16 protein-coding genes and 2 pseudogenes are annotated in these 20,056 nt (G+C 46.9%); 10 read left to right on the top strand and 8 right to left on the bottom strand.

Translation table 11 applies throughout. The features are described from left to right. Positions 1 to 845: 845 nt before the first annotated feature. Both ltrA and KW548_01015 read left to right on the top strand, forming a co-directional pair. Positions 846 to 2,510 (top strand): group II intron reverse transcriptase/maturase, encoded by a 1,665-nt coding sequence (gene ltrA / locus KW548_01020; protein QXX06763.1) that lies wholly within the window; start codon positions 846 to 848, stop codon positions 2,508 to 2,510. A gap of 54 nt (positions 2,511 to 2,564) precedes the next feature. Beyond that, the gene (locus KW548_01015) at positions 2,565 to 2,846 is read left to right on the top strand and encodes a hypothetical protein (GenBank protein ID QXX06762.1); all 282 of its coding nucleotides are present in this window, start codon (positions 2,565 to 2,567) and stop codon (positions 2,844 to 2,846) included. A gap of 241 nt (positions 2,847 to 3,087) precedes the next feature. On the opposite strand, the gene glpX is transcribed toward KW548_01015, so the two are convergent. Then, positions 3,088 to 4,095, bottom strand: coding sequence for a class II fructose-bisphosphatase (glpX, locus tag KW548_01010; protein ID QXX06761.1), 1,008 nt, complete (start codon positions 4,093 to 4,095; stop codon positions 3,088 to 3,090). A gap of 303 nt (positions 4,096 to 4,398) precedes the next feature. Between glpX and zapB the strand changes: the two genes are divergently transcribed. Further along, a complete protein-coding gene (zapB, locus tag KW548_01005; GenBank protein QXX06760.1) occupies positions 4,399 to 4,641 on the top strand; it encodes a cell division protein ZapB in 243 nt (80 codons plus the stop codon). A gap of 73 nt (positions 4,642 to 4,714) precedes the next feature. Here the strand turns inward: zapB and metF are convergent, their stop codons facing one another. The 3 genes and pseudogenes from metF to KW548_00990 form a co-directional block, all read right to left on the bottom strand. After that, the gene (gene metF / locus KW548_01000) at positions 4,715 to 5,605 is read right to left on the bottom strand and encodes a methylenetetrahydrofolate reductase (protein QXX06759.1); all 891 of its coding nucleotides are present in this window, start codon (positions 5,603 to 5,605) and stop codon (positions 4,715 to 4,717) included. Between the two features lie 213 nt (positions 5,606 to 5,818). Beyond that, positions 5,819 to 8,231 (bottom strand): annotated as a pseudogene (locus KW548_00995) (bifunctional aspartate kinase/homoserine dehydrogenase II). Next, complete coding sequence (locus KW548_00990; protein QXX06758.1) at positions 8,228 to 9,397, bottom strand: O-succinylhomoserine (thiol)-lyase; 1,170 nt, start codon at positions 9,395 to 9,397, stop codon at positions 8,228 to 8,230. The pseudogene KW548_00995 and the gene KW548_00990 overlap by 4 nt, the downstream one beginning before the upstream one ends. A 221-nt stretch (positions 9,398 to 9,618) precedes the next feature. Between KW548_00990 and metJ the strand changes: the two are divergent. Next, positions 9,619 to 9,941: pseudogene (metJ, locus tag KW548_00985) on the top strand (met regulon transcriptional regulator MetJ). Positions 9,942 to 10,028: 87 nt separating this feature from the next. Here the strand turns inward: metJ and KW548_00980 are convergent. Beyond that, a complete protein-coding gene (locus KW548_00980; protein QXX06757.1) occupies positions 10,029 to 11,306 on the bottom strand; it encodes a malate dehydrogenase in 1,278 nt (425 codons plus the stop codon). Between the two features lie 251 nt (positions 11,307 to 11,557). Beyond that, entirely contained in the window at positions 11,558 to 11,776 is a 219-nt protein-coding gene (gene rpmE / locus KW548_00975; GenBank protein QXX06756.1) for a 50S ribosomal protein L31, read from the bottom strand. 290 nt (positions 11,777 to 12,066) lie between these two features. Here rpmE and priA point away from each other — a divergent pair, with 290 nt between their 5' ends. The 6 genes from priA (at position 12,067) to KW548_00945 (ending at position 19,221) form a co-directional block, all read left to right on the top strand. Further along, the gene (gene priA, locus KW548_00970; GenBank protein ID QXX06755.1) at positions 12,067 to 14,268 is read left to right on the top strand and encodes a primosomal protein N'; all 2,202 of its coding nucleotides are present in this window, start codon (positions 12,067 to 12,069) and stop codon (positions 14,266 to 14,268) included. A 247-nt stretch (positions 14,269 to 14,515) separates the two neighbouring features. Next, positions 14,516 to 15,523, top strand: coding sequence for a DNA-binding transcriptional regulator CytR (gene cytR / locus KW548_00965; protein ID QXX06754.1), 1,008 nt, complete (start codon positions 14,516 to 14,518; stop codon positions 15,521 to 15,523). A 115-nt stretch (positions 15,524 to 15,638) separates the two neighbouring features. Further along, positions 15,639 to 16,187, top strand: a complete 549-nt coding sequence (locus KW548_00960; GenBank protein QXX06753.1) for an SPOR domain-containing protein — start codon at positions 15,639 to 15,641, stop codon at positions 16,185 to 16,187. A 268-nt stretch (positions 16,188 to 16,455) separates the two neighbouring features. After that, entirely contained in the window at positions 16,456 to 17,001 is a 546-nt protein-coding gene (gene hslV / locus KW548_00955) for an ATP-dependent protease subunit HslV (GenBank protein ID QXX06752.1), read from the top strand. A 37-nt stretch (positions 17,002 to 17,038) separates the two neighbouring features. Then, positions 17,039 to 18,373, top strand: coding sequence for an HslU--HslV peptidase ATPase subunit (gene hslU, locus KW548_00950; protein ID QXX06751.1), 1,335 nt, complete (start codon positions 17,039 to 17,041; stop codon positions 18,371 to 18,373). A gap of 164 nt (positions 18,374 to 18,537) precedes the next feature. After that, the gene (locus KW548_00945; GenBank protein QXX06750.1) at positions 18,538 to 19,221 is read left to right on the top strand and encodes a nitroreductase family protein; all 684 of its coding nucleotides are present in this window, start codon (positions 18,538 to 18,540) and stop codon (positions 19,219 to 19,221) included. Positions 19,222 to 19,280: 59 nt separating this feature from the next. Here KW548_00945 and frdD read toward each other — a convergent pair whose 3' ends face one another. Next, a complete protein-coding gene (gene frdD / locus KW548_00940) occupies positions 19,281 to 19,658 on the bottom strand; it encodes a fumarate reductase subunit FrdD (protein QXX06749.1) in 378 nt (125 codons plus the stop codon). 12 nt (positions 19,659 to 19,670) lie between these two features. After that, on the bottom strand, positions 19,671 to 20,054 hold the full coding sequence (gene frdC, locus KW548_00935; GenBank protein ID QXX06748.1) for a fumarate reductase subunit FrdC: 384 nt from the start codon (positions 20,052 to 20,054) through the stop codon (positions 19,671 to 19,673). Between the last annotated feature and the right edge of the window lie 2 nt (positions 20,055 to 20,056).

Below are 20,056 nucleotides of genomic sequence, written 5' to 3'. Positions count from 1 at the left end.
TGCGATTAGCTTAAAATTGGCGCATTCGCTGCCGTTCAAAAGTCATATCTAGGAAAGCCATATTGTGCTACTGGCAAAAGCGGCGGTTCGCCTGCCGATCAAACGCCAATCCGAAATATTGCTGTTAAGCATGATCAACGTGATTCATTACTGTAGCGTCCTTCGGGCGTAAGCTATTGTAATTATTGTCTCAGCATTCGAGCTTGCTCTTATGTAGCGAGACCTGCTATACGACTGGCAGTAGCCTAGGGGTAGTGCATAACTGGTAACGGTCTTGTGCGAAGCTCCCTGACAATGTATCTCTGCGAAAGTAGCTCTAAACCTGTGAGGGTGAAGAGTAATCCATAAACAATATGTGGGTTGAGGGCTAGGCTAAGCAGCATGGTTAACATAAGTGAACTGTTGATAAACACCGTCAGCCGCAATGAGCGAAATATTGTTGATACGCTCTGACCAAAAGGTATGTGGTCGGTTATTCCTCTTACATCTGGGAATACGTCGTCAATTGACCTCCGGTGGATAGACAGAACCTAAACTGCTTGTGTAATTGCAATGGAACTCGGTAAGCCCAACTATTTGCCTAAATACAGTTCTGACTTAGGCAGGTCGACCGTAAGGAAGGCTGATAAATAAGTGGGTAAAGGAGGTTGGAAAAAGCGAATGCAAAGCTGTAATGGCTTTGATAGGGATTCGAACTTTGTCCTAACCAGAAATGGTGCAGACTTCCAACTGGTCTTTAGTCGTGTGAAAACATGTAAAGTCATCTAATGAATTAGCCCAACGGGGATTAGCTACCCCCGTTGGGGCAATAGCTTCTCTCCGTTAAGGCTATGGAGGAAAGCAAGATGAGTACAGCAACAATGCAAAGGTTACCTGCATCCTCCCACTTAATGGAGCATTGGCACAGTATCGACTGGGCGTTAATGCATCAGACAGTGAGAGGGCTACAGGTTAGGATCGCGAAGGCAACGAAAAAGTCTGACTGGCGACAGGTTAAAAGACTGCAACGCATGTTGACCCGATCGTTTGCTGCCAAGGTGATTGCCATTAGGCGAGTCACCGAAAACAGAGGGAAAAACACCGCAGGGGTTGACGGGGAAACTTGGAGTACACCTGCAAAGAAATGGGAAGCAATAGAGCAGCTACAGCGAGCGGGCTACAAGCCCAAACCGCTCAGGCGAGTCTATATTCCCAAAGCCAATGGTAAGAAGAGGCCACTGGGGATACCGACAATGGGAGACAGAGCAATGCAAGCTCTATACTTGCTAGCTCTTGAACCCATCTCGGAAACCACGGCGGATCGAAACAGCTATGGCTTTCGCCCAAATCGCTCTTGCGCTGATGCAATCGAACAATGCTTCGTGAACCTTAGTCGTAAAGCGAGTGCCCAGTGGGTATTGGAGGGTGATATTAAAGGATGTTTTGACTTTATCAGCCATGATTGGCTTATCGACAATATCCCTATGGATAAGGCGATACTCAAGAAGTGGCTGAAAGCTGGATTCATGGAATCTGGGAAGATCAACTCGACAGAAACAGGCACACCACAAGGTGGGATTATCTCACCTGTGCTTGCGAATATGGCCTTAGATGGACTGGAAGCGGTGCTCGAATCCCACTTCGGGAAGAAGAATACCAAAGCTAGTTACAAAACTAAGGTTAATTATGTGCGATACGCGGATGACTTTATCATTACTGGGATCTCGAAAGAGCTACTAGAAGATAAGGCATTACCAATAGTTGAAGCCTTTATGGCAGAACGTGGACTGCAATTATCAGCAGAGAAAACGCTGATCACGCACATAGATAACGGGTTTGATTTTCTTGGGCAGAACTTGCGTAAGTACAACGGCAAGATGTTAATTAAGCCGTCAAAGAAAAACGTGAAAAACTTTCTGCGCGGTATACGAGATTATCTCAACAGCCATAAAACGGTTCCAGCATCAGTGGTGATTACCAAGCTGAATCCGATGATCAGAGGGTGGTGTAACTATCACCGTTGGGTCTGTGCAAGTGAGACATTCAAGTATATTGATTACCGGATCTGGAAAATGTTGTGGCAGTGGTGTCGTCGAATACACAAAAACCGTCGCAAACGCTGGATTAAGGACAAGTACTTTAAAACAGCAGGCGACAGAAATTGGGTATTTAGCGCACCAAAAACGAAAGGGGAAGAGGGACACTATCGCTTGCTTAGTGCAGCGAGAGTAGCAATCGATAAGCATGTAAAGATTAGAGCAATGGCTAATTGCTACCTACCGGAGGACGAACAATATTATGAGCGTCTGAAGATGCAAAGGCTGAAAAAGTCTTTGTCGGGTAACATGAAGTTATGGAAAATTGCCGCAAGGCAAGATTTCAAATGTGCGGTTTGCCACCAGCAATTCAACTCAGAGGATGAATGGGATATTCACCATATCGTCAGACGAGTTGACGGTGGAACGGATATTAGCTCTAATTTGATGATTTTGCATATTAACTGCCACCGACAAGTACATAATATTGGATAACAATCATTACTGGGCTAACCTTGTGTGAATTAGTATTCATATTAAGGTGCTGGTATGAGTGGAACAAAACGTTACTGGGAACATCAGGAAGCAAAACGACAAGCTGCAACTCAAATAGCTATAGAATCAGGTGCTTTGAGGGAATGTGAAGTGCATGACGATATTTTATTAGAGGGTAGTAGCGATATAGAAGAAGCCTATAAACTAGGTAACTTTAAGTTTACTCAAGGTCAATTGAATGGTGTCTTTGATTCTCGAAAAGAGATGACGGACCTTATTTTAGAGGCTAAAGAGCTTGCTAACTACCAATGCGAACGTTGTAACGATCCTGATTAGACAATGGGAAATTGCTGGCTCACAGTTAAAATGAGCTTATAAAGGCTTGAGCCGTATGCGGGGAAACTCGCACGTACGGTTCTTAGGGGAGGGACAACCAGTAATGGCTGTTCCTTACCCGACATCATCCCTAGCTACTTAGCCAAATAAAGCGGAGCCGTTAGGCTCCGTTTTCGTATCTAATGGGCTGTGTTTACAGGGTCAGAAGGTTAGCTCCCCCTTCCAGCAACGCCACTAGGTGCTAGAGAATGATCTCTCTTACTTCAGCGTCTTTGCGCTCAAGATAGTGAGTGGACTTAATTCGACGAATGGTACGGCAACGACCACGGATAAGCAGTGTTTCTGTGGTCGCAATGTTACCTTGGCGAGTGATGCCATCGAGAAGATCACCTTTAGTAATCCCCGTTGCTGAGAAGACCACATTATCGCTCTTGGCCATCTCTTCCATCGTGAGTACTGTATTCGCTTCTACGCCCATTTCTTTGCAGCGTTTTAGCTCTGCAGTCCCATAAATTCGGTTTTCTTCCGTATCGCCTTTGACCTCATGACGGGGCAGTAAACGGCCATGCATGTCACCATCCAGAGCGCGGATCACTGCAGCAGACACCACCCCTTCAGGTGCGCCGCCAATGCAGTACATCGCATCAACTTCGCTGTCAGGCATACATGTTAGAATCGAAGCGGCCACATCGCCATCTGGAACAGCAAACACACGTACCCCCATTGCCTGCATCTCTGTTATCACTTGGTCATGGCGTGGCTTAGCTAGTGTAATGACGACGAGCGTATCTAGCGTTTTATTCAACGCTTGGGCGATGTTCTCTAGATTTTCTTTAAGTGGCTTGTTGAGGTCGATACAGCCTTTCGCGCAAGGGCCAACGACTAACTTTTCCATGTACATGTCAGGTGCTTTTAGGAAGCTGCCTTTCTCACCTGCGGCGAGTACGGCTAACGCATTGGATTGCCCCATAGCCGTCATGCGCGTACCTTCAATTGGGTCGACTGCAATATCGACTGCATCCCCGCCGATTCCGACGTGTTCTCCAATATACAGCATAGGCGCATCGTCAATCTCGCCTTCACCAATCACAATTTCCCCACTGATATCGGTCTTATTGAGCAAGGTTCGCATCACTTCAACGGCAGCGCCGTCAGCCGCATTTTTGTCACCACGTCCCAGCCATTTATAACCAGCCAATGCGGCGCCTTCTGTTACTCGGGAAAATGCCATTGCTAAATCGCGTTTCATAATGACTCCAAATCTAGAGAATAGGGGAATGAATTAAACGCGCAGGATTTTAGCATAGTTGCAAGTAAACGTTTGCCACTTTCGCCAAGCGAAATTGAACTCGATCAAAATCAGGGGGAAATCGATAAAAAATGTGCTCTCAGAGCTTCTCCGTCAGTGCATTGTCAATGTATGCTGCTTTTTTGACCGAATGGTGCGAAATATAGAATATAGGGCGTGTTTATCACTCTCTGCCTGAGTAGAATGAGTACATTAGGTGGAGAAAGCTCTTCACAATAACCGGACAATACAAGGTAGGCTAAGATGTCTTTTGAAGTACTAGAAAAACTAGAAGCGAAAATCCAAACTGCAGTTGACACCATTGCACTTCTACAAATGGAAGTGGAAGAGCTGAAAGAAGAAAAAGAGAAGCTGGCAGTAGAAGCAAATGAACTGCGCTCTAGCCGTGAAGAGATCGAACAAAAAGCGCAGCAGATGCAACAAGAACATTCAGCTTGGCAGGATCGTATCCGTAATCTGCTAGGTAAGATGGACGAAGTAGAGTAATCATAGTCTAATGATAAAAAGGGTAGCCATGGCTACCCTTTTTACATTTTTAGAGGGATCATGAGTGTTGAGGTTACACCACAGGTCGCACGCCTAAGGTATGGCACAGTGCATAGGTCATTTCTGCACGGTTTAGTGTGTAGAAGTGGAAGTCTTTCACACCTTCTCGGCTCAGCACTCGAATCATATCGATGGCTTGGCTCGCACCAACCAGTTGACGTGTGGTTGGGTCATCATCCAAGCCTTCAAACTGTTTCGCCATCCAGCTTGGTACTTTAACGTTGTTCTGAGCGGCAAAGCGTGATGCTTGCTTAAAGTTCGAAACCGGTAAAATACCCGGTACGATTTCAACGTCGATGCCTGCTGCAACACAACGGTCGCGGAAACGAAGATAGCTTTCGACGTCAAAGAAAAACTGAGTAATAGCGCGGTTTGCGCCTGCATCGACTTTACGTTTGAGGTTGAGTAGATCAGCTTGCGCACTTTTTGCCTCTGGGTGCACTTCTGGGAAAGCGGCAACGGAGATATCAAAATCATGACGCTCTTTTAGCAGTTTCACCAGATCAGAGGCGTACATTTCTGGCTTACCGCCGCCCGGTGGGATGTCACCACGCAGCGCGACGATGCTGTGAATACCATTTGCCCAGTAATCATCAGCAATACGTGCTAGCTCTTCACGTGACGCGTCAATACACGTTAGGTGGGGAGCGGCAACTAACCCTGTTTCAGCTTTAATTTCTTTAATGATGGAGTGTGTGCGGTCACGTTCACCTGAGTTCGCACCGTAAGTGACAGAAACGAATTTAGGCTTGAGCGTTTTGAGGCGATGGACGGAATTCCATAAGGTTTCTTCCATCTTTTCACTACTGGGTGGAAAAAACTCAAATGACACATTGATGTTGTCAGAAAGTTCGGCAATATTCTGGTTTAAGGCATCTATATGGCCGGCGTGCGTATATCCCATCTTACTCTCTCCATGTGGTAACTGGACCACAAAACTCAAATCCTCAAATCGACGTTTAGACGTCTATATGTCCACAGAATGTATTGAATACGATTTAAAGTCAACAGTACGATTATGAATTTTTTTCAAGTTAAATATTAGACGTTTTCAACTTGAAAGGTAATGGTATGACTGAGAAAGAAAAAGCGCAGCTAAGGGCTGCGCTTTATTCAATTATAACAAGCTGGAAAGCAGGTTGAGGTCAGACTGAATTGCACCTGCGGTGACCTCTCGGCCTGCGCCGGGGCCGCGAATGACCAGTGGGTTATCCTTGTACCATTTGCTTTCGATGGCGAAGATGTTGTCACATGGCAGCAAGTTAGCCAGCGCATGCTCTTTGCTAAGCGCTTCAACGCCGACCGTTGCGGAACCATTTTTCTCCAGCCTTGCAACGTACCGCAGTATCTTGTCTTCGCGTTGAGCTTTATCTAAACGCTCGGCCAATAGTTCACTCAATAGCTGGCTTTTATCTAGGAAATCGTCTAGCGATAGAATCGGCGAGTTCAGCAGGAACCAGACTTTCCACTTTAACCGCTTCAGGTTCCAGATCGAGCCCAGCTTCACGCGCTAAGATCACTAACTTACGCATGACATCAGAGCCATCCAGATCGCTGCGTGGGTCCGGTTCAGTCAAACCTTGCTGCCAAGCGAGATCGACGAGTTCCGCAAAAGGCACATTACCGTCATACTGCTGAAATAGCCAAGAAAGCGTGCCAGAGAAAATACCGGATAAAGCATGAATGTCATCGCCACTTTCCCGTAGGTCTTTCACCGTATGGTTGATCGGTAAGCCAGCTCCAACCGTTGCATTGTAAAGCCAATGGCGGTTTATCTTGGCAAAAGCATCTTGCACTTGATGATAATAATCACTCGATGCGGAGCCAGCGACTTTGTTGGCTGAGATAAGGTGCAGACCTTGTTCTGCGATATTCAGGTAACGTTCGGCCAGTTGCTGGCTGGCCGTCACATCGAGCACAACGACGTCATCGTAGCCCTGAATCGCGCCAAGTTTTCTTACCCACTCATCGCCTTGATACTCAATGGCTTCTTCTTCGTAGTGGCCGCTTACGGTACTGGCATCAATCCCTTTAGGATTGAACCAGTAGTTTTGGCTGCCAACAACAGCAACCAATTCGAAGTTCATGCCGCGACGTTTTTCTAGCTCTGCTTTTTGCTCAGCGAAAAGTTCAAGCCAGCTCGAGCCAATATTACCTTTGCCACAAAGAGCAATGCCGACACGTTTCTGAGCTTGAAACAACTGGCTGTGAATTGACTTGACCAGAACAGAAGTCTCCGTACGACGCAGCACCGCGACTAAGCTCAATCCGGACTGAGATTCTGAAACAAACTCCACAGGAGAAGACTTAAGCTTCTGGTAGAAGCCATAACAATGGTTGGCGCTTTTAGTGACGCCTGCGCCGACAGCTGCAATTAACGAATAGCCTTCTTTGAGCTTAATTTCAGCTTCTATTGCAGCGTCTTGCAGGTACTCAAGAGCACCGCCTGCAATCTCTGCGGTATATGCTAAACGCAGTGTTTGTTGATCTTCTTGTGCTTCATAGGTCAGTGGCTCAAGTTGAGCTCGCTTCAGACCGGTTAGGGTTTCTTGTTCAAGGCGGCTGAAATCGTGTCCAGAGGCAAAATTTAGTTGGATCAGCAGTACTTCTTTCAGCGACGAGATGATTTTCGCACCGCGACCTGAGGCCAGTACACGTTCAATGCGTGTGGAGCCGTCCTCTGGTTCGTGGCTGCAACGTAGATGCAAGTCCATCGTACTTTGCGCGACTGGCTGAAGAGTACGGCTGTGCAGGACTGGCGCAGCAAGTCGGGCTAACTCACTGGCTTCATCAAGGCGAAGTAATGGCAGAAGGCATGCATCAGAGACTAAACGAGGGTCTGCACTGTAGACGCCGGCCACGTCGCTCCAGATTGTGACACGTTTCACTTCGGCTAGAGCACCAATAACGGTAGCGGAGTAATCCGAGCCATTGCGACCAAGCAGTACGGTATGGCTTTGCTCATCCTGTGCCATAAAGCCCGTGATCACAACGCGATGATGGGCGTGTTGAGCGAGTACTTCCTTGAGCAGCGGATAGGAGGTGCCTCGGTCGACTTCAGGTTGTGTACCTGCTTCGGCACGCAGGAAGGTTCTTGCATCTAGAGCAACGGCCTGTAGGTCATTTTGATTTAGTAATGCTGCCAGTAGTCGAGAAGACCAAACCTCTCCATGACCCAATACGGCTGCGCGCTCGGCAGTCTTTAAGGGAGCTGTTAGCTCACCCAGTGTGGTGAATTCGTCGTTGAGTGTGGCAAGAAGCTGCTGTTGGATTTCACCTTGTAACAGGTTTTCGACTAGCTGGACCTGAAACTGGCGTAATGACTGCAATGCTTCGTGTGCGAGGCGACCGTCTTTGTTAAGAGCGTCTATAAACTCAATCAAACGATTGGTGGTCTTGCCTGCCGCTGAGACGACAATTAAGTCTTCTTTATCAGAATACTCTTTGAGAATATTGACTACGCGGCGGTAGCAGTCTGGATCTGCGAGGCTACTACCGCCAAATTTATGCAATTGACGCTGCTGGCTCATGACAACGCCTCCTGAGTTTTACAGAATGCTTGTTCTAGATCGGCAATCAGGTCATCCGCATCTTCGAGGCCGACGGAAAGGCGGAGCAGTTGCTGTGAAACACCAGCTTCTGCTAATGCCACTTCACCCATAGCTCGGTGTGTCATTGACGCTGGGTGGCAAATCAGGCTCTCTACGCCGCCAAGTGATTCGGCGAGTGAGAACAGTTCTAGCTCACCAACAAAGTGCTTGAGCTGCTCAAAGCTGCCTGCAAACTCAAAACTAAGCATAGAGCCGAATCCAGACTGCTGCTTTTTCGCAATCTCATGGCCTGGGTGTTCCGGCAAGCTAGGGTGATAGATGTTCCCCACCAGAGACTGAGACTGCAGGTAATTGAGGATTTGTGCCGAGCTTTCTTCATGCACTTTCATTCGTGCACCCAAGGTGCGAATACCGCGTAATGTCATGTAGCTGTCGAATGGTGTACCAGTCGCACCGATGCAGTTGCCCCACCAAGCAAGATCTTCAGCATGCTGCTCAGTTTTGGTGATTACCACACCACCAATCACATCTGAATGGCCGTTAATGTATTTGGTTGTTGAGTGAATGACGAAGTCAGCCCCTAGCTCTAGAGGTTTTTGGAACACAGGAGTCAAAAAGGTATTGTCGACGCCAACCAATGCTCCAACTTGACGGGCTTTTTCACATACTGCGGCTATGTCGACGACTCGTACCAGAGGATTGGACGGTGTTTCTAACAGAATCAATTTAGGCTGCTTTGCAATGGCGTCGTCCAAGGCTTTTTGATCAGACTGATCGACAAACTGAACCTTGAAGTCACCTTTCTGAGCGCGGGTGTTAAACAAACGGTATGTACCGCCGTAGCAATCGTGTGGCGCAATGATCAGGTCATCTGGGCCAAGAAATGCGGAGACCCACAGGTTTAATGCTGAGGTTCCACAGTTGGTCACTACTGCGCCTCTACCAGACTCCAGTTCATAGAGCGCTTTTTCTAGCAAACCACGGTTTGGGTTACCTGAGCGAGTATAGTCATATTTGGGCACTTCACCGAAGGCGGGAAATCCGTAGTTAGTCGAGAGGTAAATAGGTGGCACAACGGCATGATGCTGAGTGTCTGACTCGATACCAGTACGTACCGCGATTGTGGCTGGTTTACGGGCGCTCATAAGTGTTTCCTTTCGAACTGTAGTGACTTGACTGGAGACTACACTATACCTATTTGCCGGATGTTAGATATATGTTATTCCAATCGTATATCCCTTCACTTTACTTCTCATTTTTTGAGACGTCAACACTTCTAGACGTCTATATGTCTTTGCTTGTGGACATGAATCCCGCTAAAATTACGCTTTCTAACTTTATACATAATGAATCATAAAGGTGCGCAATGGCAGATTGGAACGGCGAATACATAAGTCCGTATGCTGAACATGGAAAAAAAAAGCGAGCAAGTAAAGAAGATTACAGTTTCTATTCCATTGAAAGTATTGAAGGTTTTAACTGATGAGCGAACGCGTCGTCAGATCAATAACTTGCGCCATGCGACAAACAGTGAGCTGCTGTGTGAAGCGTTTCTACATGCTTATACTGGCCAACCATTACCGACTGATGAAGATTTGCGTAAAGATCGCCCAGATGATATCCCGGCGGAAGTAAAAAAAACTCATGACTGAGATGGGTATTGAATTCGAAGCTTATGACGAAGAGTAATAACTGGCGGCGCGCCTGGTTTTTATTTTGCTGAAAACTAAAAAACCGCTGAATGTTCAGCGGTTTTTTGTTGCTAGAGAGGAAGGCCTACGCTTCCATGTAATTCTCTGGCATTTCAATACGAGCCACACCCGACTCTACTGCTGCAAGAGCAACCGCTTTTGCGACACGTGGCAATAGGCGAGAGTCCATCGGTTTAGGAATGATGTAACCAGGGCCAAATTCCAGCTTATCTACGCCAGCGGCTTTCAATACTTCTGCTGGAACTTCTTCTTTCGCTAGTTCACGAATGGCATCTACGGCAGCGAGCTTCATTTCATCGTTGATTTCGCTAGCTCGAACGTCTAAAGCGCCGCGGAAGATGAATGGGAAACACAACACGTTGTTCACTTGGTTCGGGTAGTCACTACGGCCTGTACCCATGATTAAATCATCACGGACTTCGTGTGCCAGCTCTGGCTTGATTTCCGGATCTGGGTTTGAACATGCGAAGACCACAGGTTTATCAGCCATCAGTTTTAGTGCTTCAGGTGCGAGTAAGTTCGGGCCAGATACGCCTAAGAATAGGTCAGCACCTTCAATTACGTCTTCCAGTGTACGCTTGTCAGTGTTGTTGGCAAATAGCTGCTTGTATTCGTTGAGATCATCACGGCGAGTGTGGATAACACCTTTGCGGTCAAGCATGTAAATTTTTTCACGCATCGCACCACATTTAATCAGTAGTTCCATACAAGCCACTGCCGCAGCACCGGCGCCAAGACAAACAATCGTAGCATCTTCTAGTTTTTTGCCTTGGAGTTCAATTGCGTTAAGCATACCTGCTGCGGTGACGATAGCTGTACCATGTTGGTCGTCGTGAAAAACCGGTACATCACAGCGCTCGATCAGCTGTTTTTCAATCTCAAAACAGTCTGGTGCTTTGATGTCTTCGAGGTTGATACCTCCAAAGGTATCGGCAATGTTAGCGACGGTATCGACGAATTCTTCGATCGTGCGGTGTTTGACTTCAATGTCGATAGAGTCCAAACCTGCGAAGCGTTTGAACAGGAGAGCTTTACCTTCCATGACAGGCTTAGATGCCAGCGGACCTAAGTTTCCAAGACCAAGAATAGCTGTTCCGTTGGAGATAACTGCTACCATGTTACCCTTAGAGGTATATTTGTAGACATTATCTGCATTCTGAGCAATTTCACGTACCGGCTCAGCTACGCCTGGGCTGTACGCTAACGCCAGATCACCTGCCGTTTCAGCTGGTGTTGTCAGCTCAACCGAAATCTTGCCTGCTGTAGGGTAGGCATGGTAATCCAATGCTTGCTGACGGAATTGTTCTTCAGGGGATAGTTCTTGGTGATTGTCATCGGACATAGGTGTAGGTACTCGTTATTAATAATTAGGATAGGGGGGAACCCATTCTAGAGTAACTAAGTCAAGCTGCAAAGGTCAGAATGCGAGCTAAAGCAATAAAATGTGCTAAATGACAGGAGATAAGACCAGATGGTTAGAGATGTGGCTGGCGAATGTTAAACAGCGGAAGATATTACTCTGAATGATTCGCTGGGGATGTAGGGAACAAAAAAGGACGCCGTAGCGTCCTTTTCTCTTCATCTAAAAAGAAATTACTTCTTAGAAGAAAGAGCACCGAAACGCTTGTTGAAGCGATCTACACGGCCGCCAGTATCAACGATACGCTGCTTACCAGTGTAGAATGGGTGACATTTGTCACATACGTCTAGGTGGATTGACTCTTTAGTTAGAGTTGAGTTGAACTCGAAAGAGTTACCGCAAGAACAAGTTGCTTTAACTGCTTTGTATTCTGGGTGGATACCAGCTTTCATGGGAGAACCTCTAAAATAGGCCGTGTCGCTATCCGATTCTATGCCGGACACCACACGTAGTTAATAAAATTTCCTTTGGATACCGCTGCTCAAAAGCAAGCCATATCACTAAGGCGCGATATAGTAATGAATACAGACTTAGGGATCAACTGATTTACTAAGAAAGTTGCTACTTTTTTAGCCGCTGGTCTTTATCCGTGCTAGAAATCGGCTTAGCAATGCTATCACTTTCGCGCTTAGTGCTTTTCCCTTAGACTAACTGAGTTCCTTTCATTGTGCTTTAAGTCTATATGCGACCGACAATTGCCCGAGTGGCTTTACCTGTACCACTCGACAAACAGTTTGATTATCAGATTCCTGTTCACCTGTTTCCTATTATTGGTGGGCGTGTGTCTGTTCCGTTTGGTCGTCAGACGCTGGTCGGCGTGGTCACGGCGTTGGTGAATCAGTCCGAGTTCAGTGTTGACAAGCTCAAACCGCTAAAACAAGTGCTGGATTCTCAACCTGTTTGGCCAGATAGCCTCTATGAGTTGTTGCAATGGTGCAGTCAGTTTTATCAGTACCCTCTTGGAGACACCCTGCTCAATGCGATGCCAAGTGCACTTCGTAAAGGTAAAGAAGCCGATTTTGCAACGCTGGTGGAGTGGCAGTTGACTAATGCTGGGCGTAACCAACTGATGTTAGGTTTTGGCCGAGCAGTCAAGCAGGCTAAGGTCATGCATATGCTTGAAAGTGGTTCAGTACCACACCAGCATTTCATTGATCAAGAAGTCAGCTCTAGCGTTCTCAAAACCTTGCAGGAGAAAGGCTGGATTGAGTCGATCGAGTGCAAACCGGAGATTCGCGACTGGAGTCATCAGGTTGAAGCAGATGTGGACAAGCCAAAGCTTAATGAAGAGCAGGCTGTCGCTATTGCGACCGTAAATAGCTTTGATGGTTTTGGGTGTTTTTTACTGGAAGGAGTGACCGGTTCAGGTAAGACAGAAGTGTATCTGAACCTTATTAAGCCAGTATTGGAGAAAGGGCGGCAAGCCCTAGTATTAGTGCCTGAAATTGGCTTGACACCACAAACCATTAACCGTTTTCGCCACAGGTTTAATGTGCCAGTCGAAGTGATTCATTCGGGGCTTAACGACAGCGAAAGATTGAACGCTTGGTTAAGTGCCCGAGATAAAGCCGCTGGCATCGTGATTGGCACGCGCTCAGCACTGCTGACGCCTTTTGCTGATCTCGGCATCATCATTGTGGATGAAGAGCACGATGCTTCTTATAAGCAGCAAGACAGCCTTCGCTATCATGCGCGTGATGTTGCTGTGATGCGAGCTAGCAAAGAGCAAATTCCAATTGTACTGGGATCGGCGACACCAGCTCTGGAAACTCTACATAATGCTTTATCTGGCAAGTATCACCATCTGACACTGACCGAGCGCGCTGGTAATGCGGTACCGACGACCAACAAGGTGCTGGATGTGAAAGGTCAGTATTTGGAAAGTGGTCTATCTGCCTCCTTGATCGCTGAGATTCGTCAACACCTCAGTGCGGGTAATCAAGTGATGTTGTTCCTCAATCGGCGCGGTTTTTCGCCTGCTTTGATGTGTCATGATTGTGGTTGGATTGCGGAATGTAAGCGATGCGATGCTTATTATACCTATCATCAATACAGCAATGAGATCCGTTGTCACCACTGTGGTTCACAGCAGCCCACTATTCATCAGTGCCAAGGATGCGGATCGTCCAATTTGGTCACGGTGGGTGTAGGGACTGAGCAGCTCGAAGCGCAGCTTGGTGAGCTTTTTCCTGAATATCAAACCATTCGTATTGATCGCGATAGTACCCGACGTAAAGGCAGTCTGGAATCAGCTCTCGGAGCTATTCGCAGTGGTAAATATCAAATATTGATTGGTACGCAAATGTTGGCGAAAGGTCATCATTTTCCAGATGTGACATTGGTGGCGTTGTTGGATGTCGATGGATCACTTTACAGCAGTGACTTCAGAGCCTCAGAGCGTTTGGCTCAATTGTTTATTCAGGTCGCGGGACGAGCAGGGCGAGCCAGCAAGCCAGGAGAAGTTATATTGCAAACCCATCATCCTGAACATAGTTTACTTCAAGCTCTGCTGACGAAAAGTTATCGACATTTTGCCGAGACCGCCTTGCAGGAACGTAAACTGGCTATGTTGCCTCCTTACTCTTACTTGACCTTGTTCCGTGCTGAGGCGAATGACTCTCAGTATGTAGAAGCATTTTTACGTCAAGTACGCCATACGTTGGAAGCGCACCCACTATTTGATGATTGCTGTCAGGTGCTAGGTCCTACGCCAGCTCCGTTGGCGAAGCGGTCAGGCAAATACCGCTGGCAGCTAATGTTGCAGACGCAAACTCGATCAACGATGCAAAAACTATTAGGGAGTGCAAAGCCAGCGATCCAAATGTTGCCAAATGCGAAGAGAGTTCGCTGGTCTCTAGATATTGAGCCGCAGGACTTGAGTTAATTTGCATCTTTTTCATTTAATTGTGATTCGCATCTCATCACCGGGTTTAATTTTGTTAATCTTCCCGTAACTTTATGTTTCGAAATGAATAAACTATGGATTAGCTTGATTGAATAAATTGATTGATATAAGACAGGTAAACGATTGCTCTAGGCAATAAACATAAGAATGAGTTTCAGCTCATCAAAATCGGTTTAGGTGGCACTAAGCGCTACCATGTTTAGAAAACGAAGAGGGTAATGAATTTATGGCGACAATGAAGGATGTTGCTCAACTAGCAGGCGTTTCAACAGCAACAGTATCGCGTGCTCTAATGAACCCGGAAAAAGTATCTACAGCCACACGGAAGCGGGTCGAAGATGCAGTTTTGGAAGCCGGGTATTCACCAAATTCTCTTGCGCGCAACCTGCGCCGAAATGAATCCAAGACCATCATAGCTATTATTCCGGACATCTGTGATCCCTATTATACAGAGATTATCCGTGGGATAGAGGATGCGGCGATGGAGCATGGGTACATCGTACTTCTCGGAGACAGTGGCCAGCAGAAAAAGCGTGAGAGCTCTTTTGTCAATCTTGTCTTTACTAAGCAAGCGGATGGGATGTTGCTGCTTGGTACTGATCTCCCATTTGATGTCAGCAAACCAGAGCAAAAAAACTTACCACCTATGGTGATGGCGTGCGAGTTTGCTCCGGAGTTAGAGTTGCCGACGGTCCACATCGATAATCTGACTTCAGCATTTGAAGCGGTTAATTATCTGACGCAAATGGGCCATAAGCGCATCGCGCAGATATCTGGTCCGGACTCGGCGGTGTTATGCCAGTTCCGCTACCAGGGCTATCAGCAGGCACTTCGCCGAGCGGGCATCACGATGAACCCAAATTACTGCACTTATGGTGATTTCTCATTCGAAGATGGTGCAAAAGCATTACGTAAGCTTCTTTCCCTGCCTGAGCCACCAACGGCTATTTTCTGTCACAATGATGCGATGGCAATTGGAGCGATTCAGGAAGCCAAGAAATTGGGCTTACGTATTCCGCAAGACCTTTCTGTGGTGGGTTTCGATGATATTCAATTTGCCCAGTACTGTGATCCACCGTTGACAACCATCTCTCAGCCACGTTACGAAATTGGCCGTCAGGCGATGCTGATGATGCTCGAATTGCTCAGAGGGCATGACGTCCGCGCTGGCTCAAGGTTGCTGGAAACCCAGCTGATTGTGAGGGAAAGTGCGGCTCCACCAAGAATCAACTAACCAAACCTTCTCTCTCCGCGGCGCATTTTGATGCGCCGCTTCCATTTCCCCTCTGTAATCAGGGCGCAAACTGCATTACCATAACGAAAGAGGCAATAGATGTTGATGTACAGCAGTGGCAAATAGAGATTATGTAAAACGCGGTCGCGGAAACAGTGGGCGAAAACCAGCGCGTAAGAAGTCGGCGCCAAAGAGAAGGCCTTGGCGCAGTGGATTGCTGGCGATTCTGCTGGTGTGTGGATTTGGGTATGGGTTATATACGCTCAGTAATGACCCTCAACCGCCTCAGCCTGTAGTAAAGCAGACTCAGCCGAAGCCTAAACTCAAAGCCGAAAAAACGTTGCCACCTCCTCCGGAGGAAAAGTGGGACTATGTTGAGTCTTTACCAAGCCGCGAAATTGAAGTGACTGCCAAAAAGCAGGTGGTGTCTGAGATCCCATACATAATGCAGTGTGGCGCGTATACCAATGCCTCGCAGGCTGAAGCACGTAAGCTCGATATCGCTTTTCAGGGCATAAACAGTAAGATCCGTAAAAAAGAAGGGAGCAAATGGTATCGGGTAGTGCTCGGACCATATAAATTCAAGCGTGATGCCGAGCGAGACAAACACAAGCTTCAGCGCGCCAAGATTGAACCTTGTGCAATCTGGAAAGAAGCGCAGTAAAGATATTAAAGCGAACCCTGATGGGTTCGTTTTTTATTGGCTCCTTACCTGTTTGTCATTCCATAGACTGATGAAGTAAGGAGTAGGGAATCTCTTAAGTTAGCCAAAAGTTGAAGAGATCCCCAACTCACTCGTCCCTCGCTCTTGAGGATGACCAGATAAATAGGCTTCTCGTCAATTGTAACCTTTTATCTCCCCTTGAATTCCTCTCGCTATAACCTCATATAATCTTCAATACTGAGATTAAAACAATGATGAGGCCCTACTCGTGACTACTATTGTATCTGTACGTCGAAACAACAAAGTCGTCATTGCTGGCGATGGACAAGTATCACTGGGTAACACTGTGATGAAAGGCAACGCACGTAAAGTACGTCGTTTGTATAACAACAAAGTGCTTGCTGGCTTTGCTGGTGGTACCGCAGACGCATTTACGCTGTTTGAAAAGTTTGAAAGCAAACTGCAAATGCACCAAGGCCATCTAACCAAAGCGGCTGTTGAGCTGGCCAAAGACTGGCGTAGTGATCGCGCGCTACGCAAACTTGAAGCCCTACTCGCGGTAGCAGATGAAACAGCCTCGCTTATCATCACTGGTAATGGTGATGTGGTACAGCCTGAGAACGATCTGATTGCGATTGGCTCTGGTGGTAATTTCGCCCAAGCAGCAGCGACGGCTTTACTTGAGAACACAGAGCTAGATGCTCGTGACGTCGCGGAGAAATCACTAAAAATTGCTGGTGATATCTGTGTGTTTACCAATCATCACCACACTATCGAAGAACTAGAAATCCCAGTTGAACTTAACGCTGAATAACCCCGGATAGTGGCTACTGAATTTAAGGAATTTGATTATGTCTGAAATGACTCCCCGCGAAATTGTGCATGAACTTAACCGCCACATCATTGGTCAGGATAACGCGAAACGCTCAGTGGCCATTGCACTGCGTAACCGCTGGCGTCGTATGCAGCTTGAAGAAAGTTTGCGTGTTGAAGTCACACCAAAGAACATTCTGATGATTGGCCCAACGGGTGTCGGTAAAACGGAGATTGCGCGTCGTTTAGCTAAACTGGCCAATGCGCCGTTTATTAAAGTGGAAGCAACAAAATTCACTGAAGTGGGTTACGTTGGTAAAGAAGTTGAGACCATCATTCGCGATCTGACAGATGTCGCTATTAAGATGACACATCAGCAGGCGATGGAGAAAGTTAAATTCCGTGCTGAAGAGCAAGCAGAAGAACGTGTTCTTGATGCGCTTTTACCACCAGCGCGAGACGCTTGGGGGCAAAATGAGCAGCAAGACGAAAGCGCTTCTAACACGCGTCAAATCTTCCGCAAGAAACTCCGCGAAGGCAAACTCGACGACAAAGAGATCGAAGTCGATGTAGCCGCACCTCAGATGGGTGTAGAAATCATGGCGCCTCCTGGCATGGAGGAAATGACTAACCAGCTTCAAGGTATGTTCCAAAACTTAGCTGGCGATACTAAGAAAAAACGTAAGCTGAAAATCAAAGATGCATTTAAGGCACTAACGGAAGAAGAAGCCGCGAAACTGGTTAATCAGGAAGAGCTGAAAGAACAGGCGATCTTCAACGTTGAGAACAACGGTATCGTGTTTATCGATGAGATTGACAAGATCTGTAAGCGTGGCGAAAGCTCAGGTCCAGATGTGTCTCGCGAAGGTGTTCAGCGTGACCTGCTTCCTTTGATTGAAGGTAGCACAGTCTCAACTAAGCACGGCATGGTGAAAACAGACCATATTCTATTTGTGGCATCTGGCGCATTCCAAGTGGCTAAGCCATCGGATCTGATCCCTGAACTGCAAGGTCGTCTGCCAATTCGTGTCGAGCTAGAAGCGCTTTCAAGTCACGACTTCAAACGTATTTTGACTGAGCCCAAAGCGTCACTGACAGAGCAGTATATTGCTCTGATGAAGACGGAAGACGTTGATATCGAATTTACTGAAGAGGGTATCACTCAAATCGCAGAAGCGGCATGGACAGTGAATGAAACCACTGAGAATATCGGTGCTCGCCGCCTGCATACGGTGATGGAGCGCTTGATGGATGAGATTTCATTTGAAGCAACAGACAAATCAGGTTCGAAACTGACGATTGATGCCGAATACGTTAAAGCTAAGTTAGGTGAAACCATAGAAGATGAAGACCTAAGTCGTTTCATTCTTTAATCTATTCCTGAAGAAAAAGCCGATCGCAAGATCGGCTTTTTTGTTATTAATCGTTGAGGGAAATTTGCGTTCACTCTCACTCTTTGGTTTCCATCCATTTGCTAACTCGCGAGATAGACAAATAACGCTATATTGGAATGACTCTAACTGCGCAAGGAAGCAACATGTCGACCACAGAATCCCATTCGCCTTTGAATGATTTTATTGAATTTCCTGCCGAGGAAATGTCAGCGCGTGCTGAGCAAAACTACCAGCAGCTCAAACGCCGCCATTCGATTCGCCGCTTTTCAGATCGACCAGTAGCGAAAGATGTCATTGAGAACTGTATCCTTGCAGCTGGAACCGCGCCTAGTGGAGCGAATCATCAACCTTGGCATTTTGTCGCCATCAGTCGTGCGGAAGTGAAAGGTCAAATTCGCCAGGCTGCAGAAGAGTTAGAGCGTTCTTTCTACGAAGGGAGAGCAGGGCAGGAGTGGCTGGATGCTTTAAAGCCCTTAGGGACTCACGCCAGTAAACCCTATCTTGAGACAGCGCCTTGGTTAATTGCCGTTTTTTCACAGAAGAAAGGTGGCGTGAGCAATGATGGTGAGCAAACCAATTATTACGTGCATGAATCGGTCGGTATAGCAACGGGCTTTTTACTCCAAGCATTGCATAACGCAGGCCTAGGAACATTAACGCATACCCCTAAACCAATGAGCTTTCTGAGTAAGATTTGTGGCCGTGATAACGATGTCGACAGGCCGTACATGTTGATTGTGACGGGTTATCCTGCTGAAGATGCAACGATTCCTGAACATGCGACTCATAAGAAACCTTTATCTGATATCGCAACTTTCATGGAATGAGATGGCTTGCGAGCAATATAAAAGCTGGCGTTAAGCCAGCTTTTCTCTTCAGGTTTTGCTCAGAGCATAAAGATAAAAATCACGCTCAAGACCGAGATGAGCCCTGCAAAGGCGTAACAGCCGACTTTCCCAGCTAGTCCAGCATGAATTTTGAGATCATGCATACCATGATGGACACGGTGCATTGCATGCCACATTGGTAGCGCTAGCGTACCAATGATAAATAGAGCGCCAATGATGCTTGTTGCAAAATTAACCACACGCTCGTAGCTTAGAGCTTCTGCATTGATGATGCCCAATGGAGCAAGTAATCCAAGAACCAGAATCGTCACAGGGGTAATCATGGCAAACCAAGTACCGCCAGCGCCAAACAGTCCCCACCAAATTGGTTCATCAGAACGCTTAGGGGCTCTATCTACAGAAAAATTAGGTTTCATAGTCATAGCTCCTTAAACGATTACCAGCACAATCAGAGAAATAAATGCCACGGCTGCCCATTGAGTAAGCACAATGATCTTCTTATCCACTGGCTTACCTTTTAAGCGAATCGGCATTACCTGCGGCATCATGCTGAAGAACGTTTGAGCGTGCAGTAGGCTACCTGCAAGCGCAACGATGTTAATCGCTACGACCACTGGATTGGCCATAAACTCAAGCCAACCTTGCCATGCTTCTGGGCCTTTCACTAATGAACCTAAACCGAAAGTTAGGAAGACAGTAAATAGGATCAGAGGCAGTACAGTCGCTTCGCGAAGCATGTAGAAGCGGTAAAAAGGATGATCTTTCCACCAAGTACGCTTTACTTCACGAACGTAAGGTTTACGATTGCTCATTC

The sequence above is a fragment of the Vibrio neptunius genome, assembly GCA_019339365.1.
GTDB lineage: Bacteria > Pseudomonadota > Gammaproteobacteria > Enterobacterales > Vibrionaceae > Vibrio > Vibrio neptunius.
The sequence above is the reverse complement of the archived record's forward strand: the minus strand, read 5'-3'. Positions and strand labels throughout refer to the sequence as shown.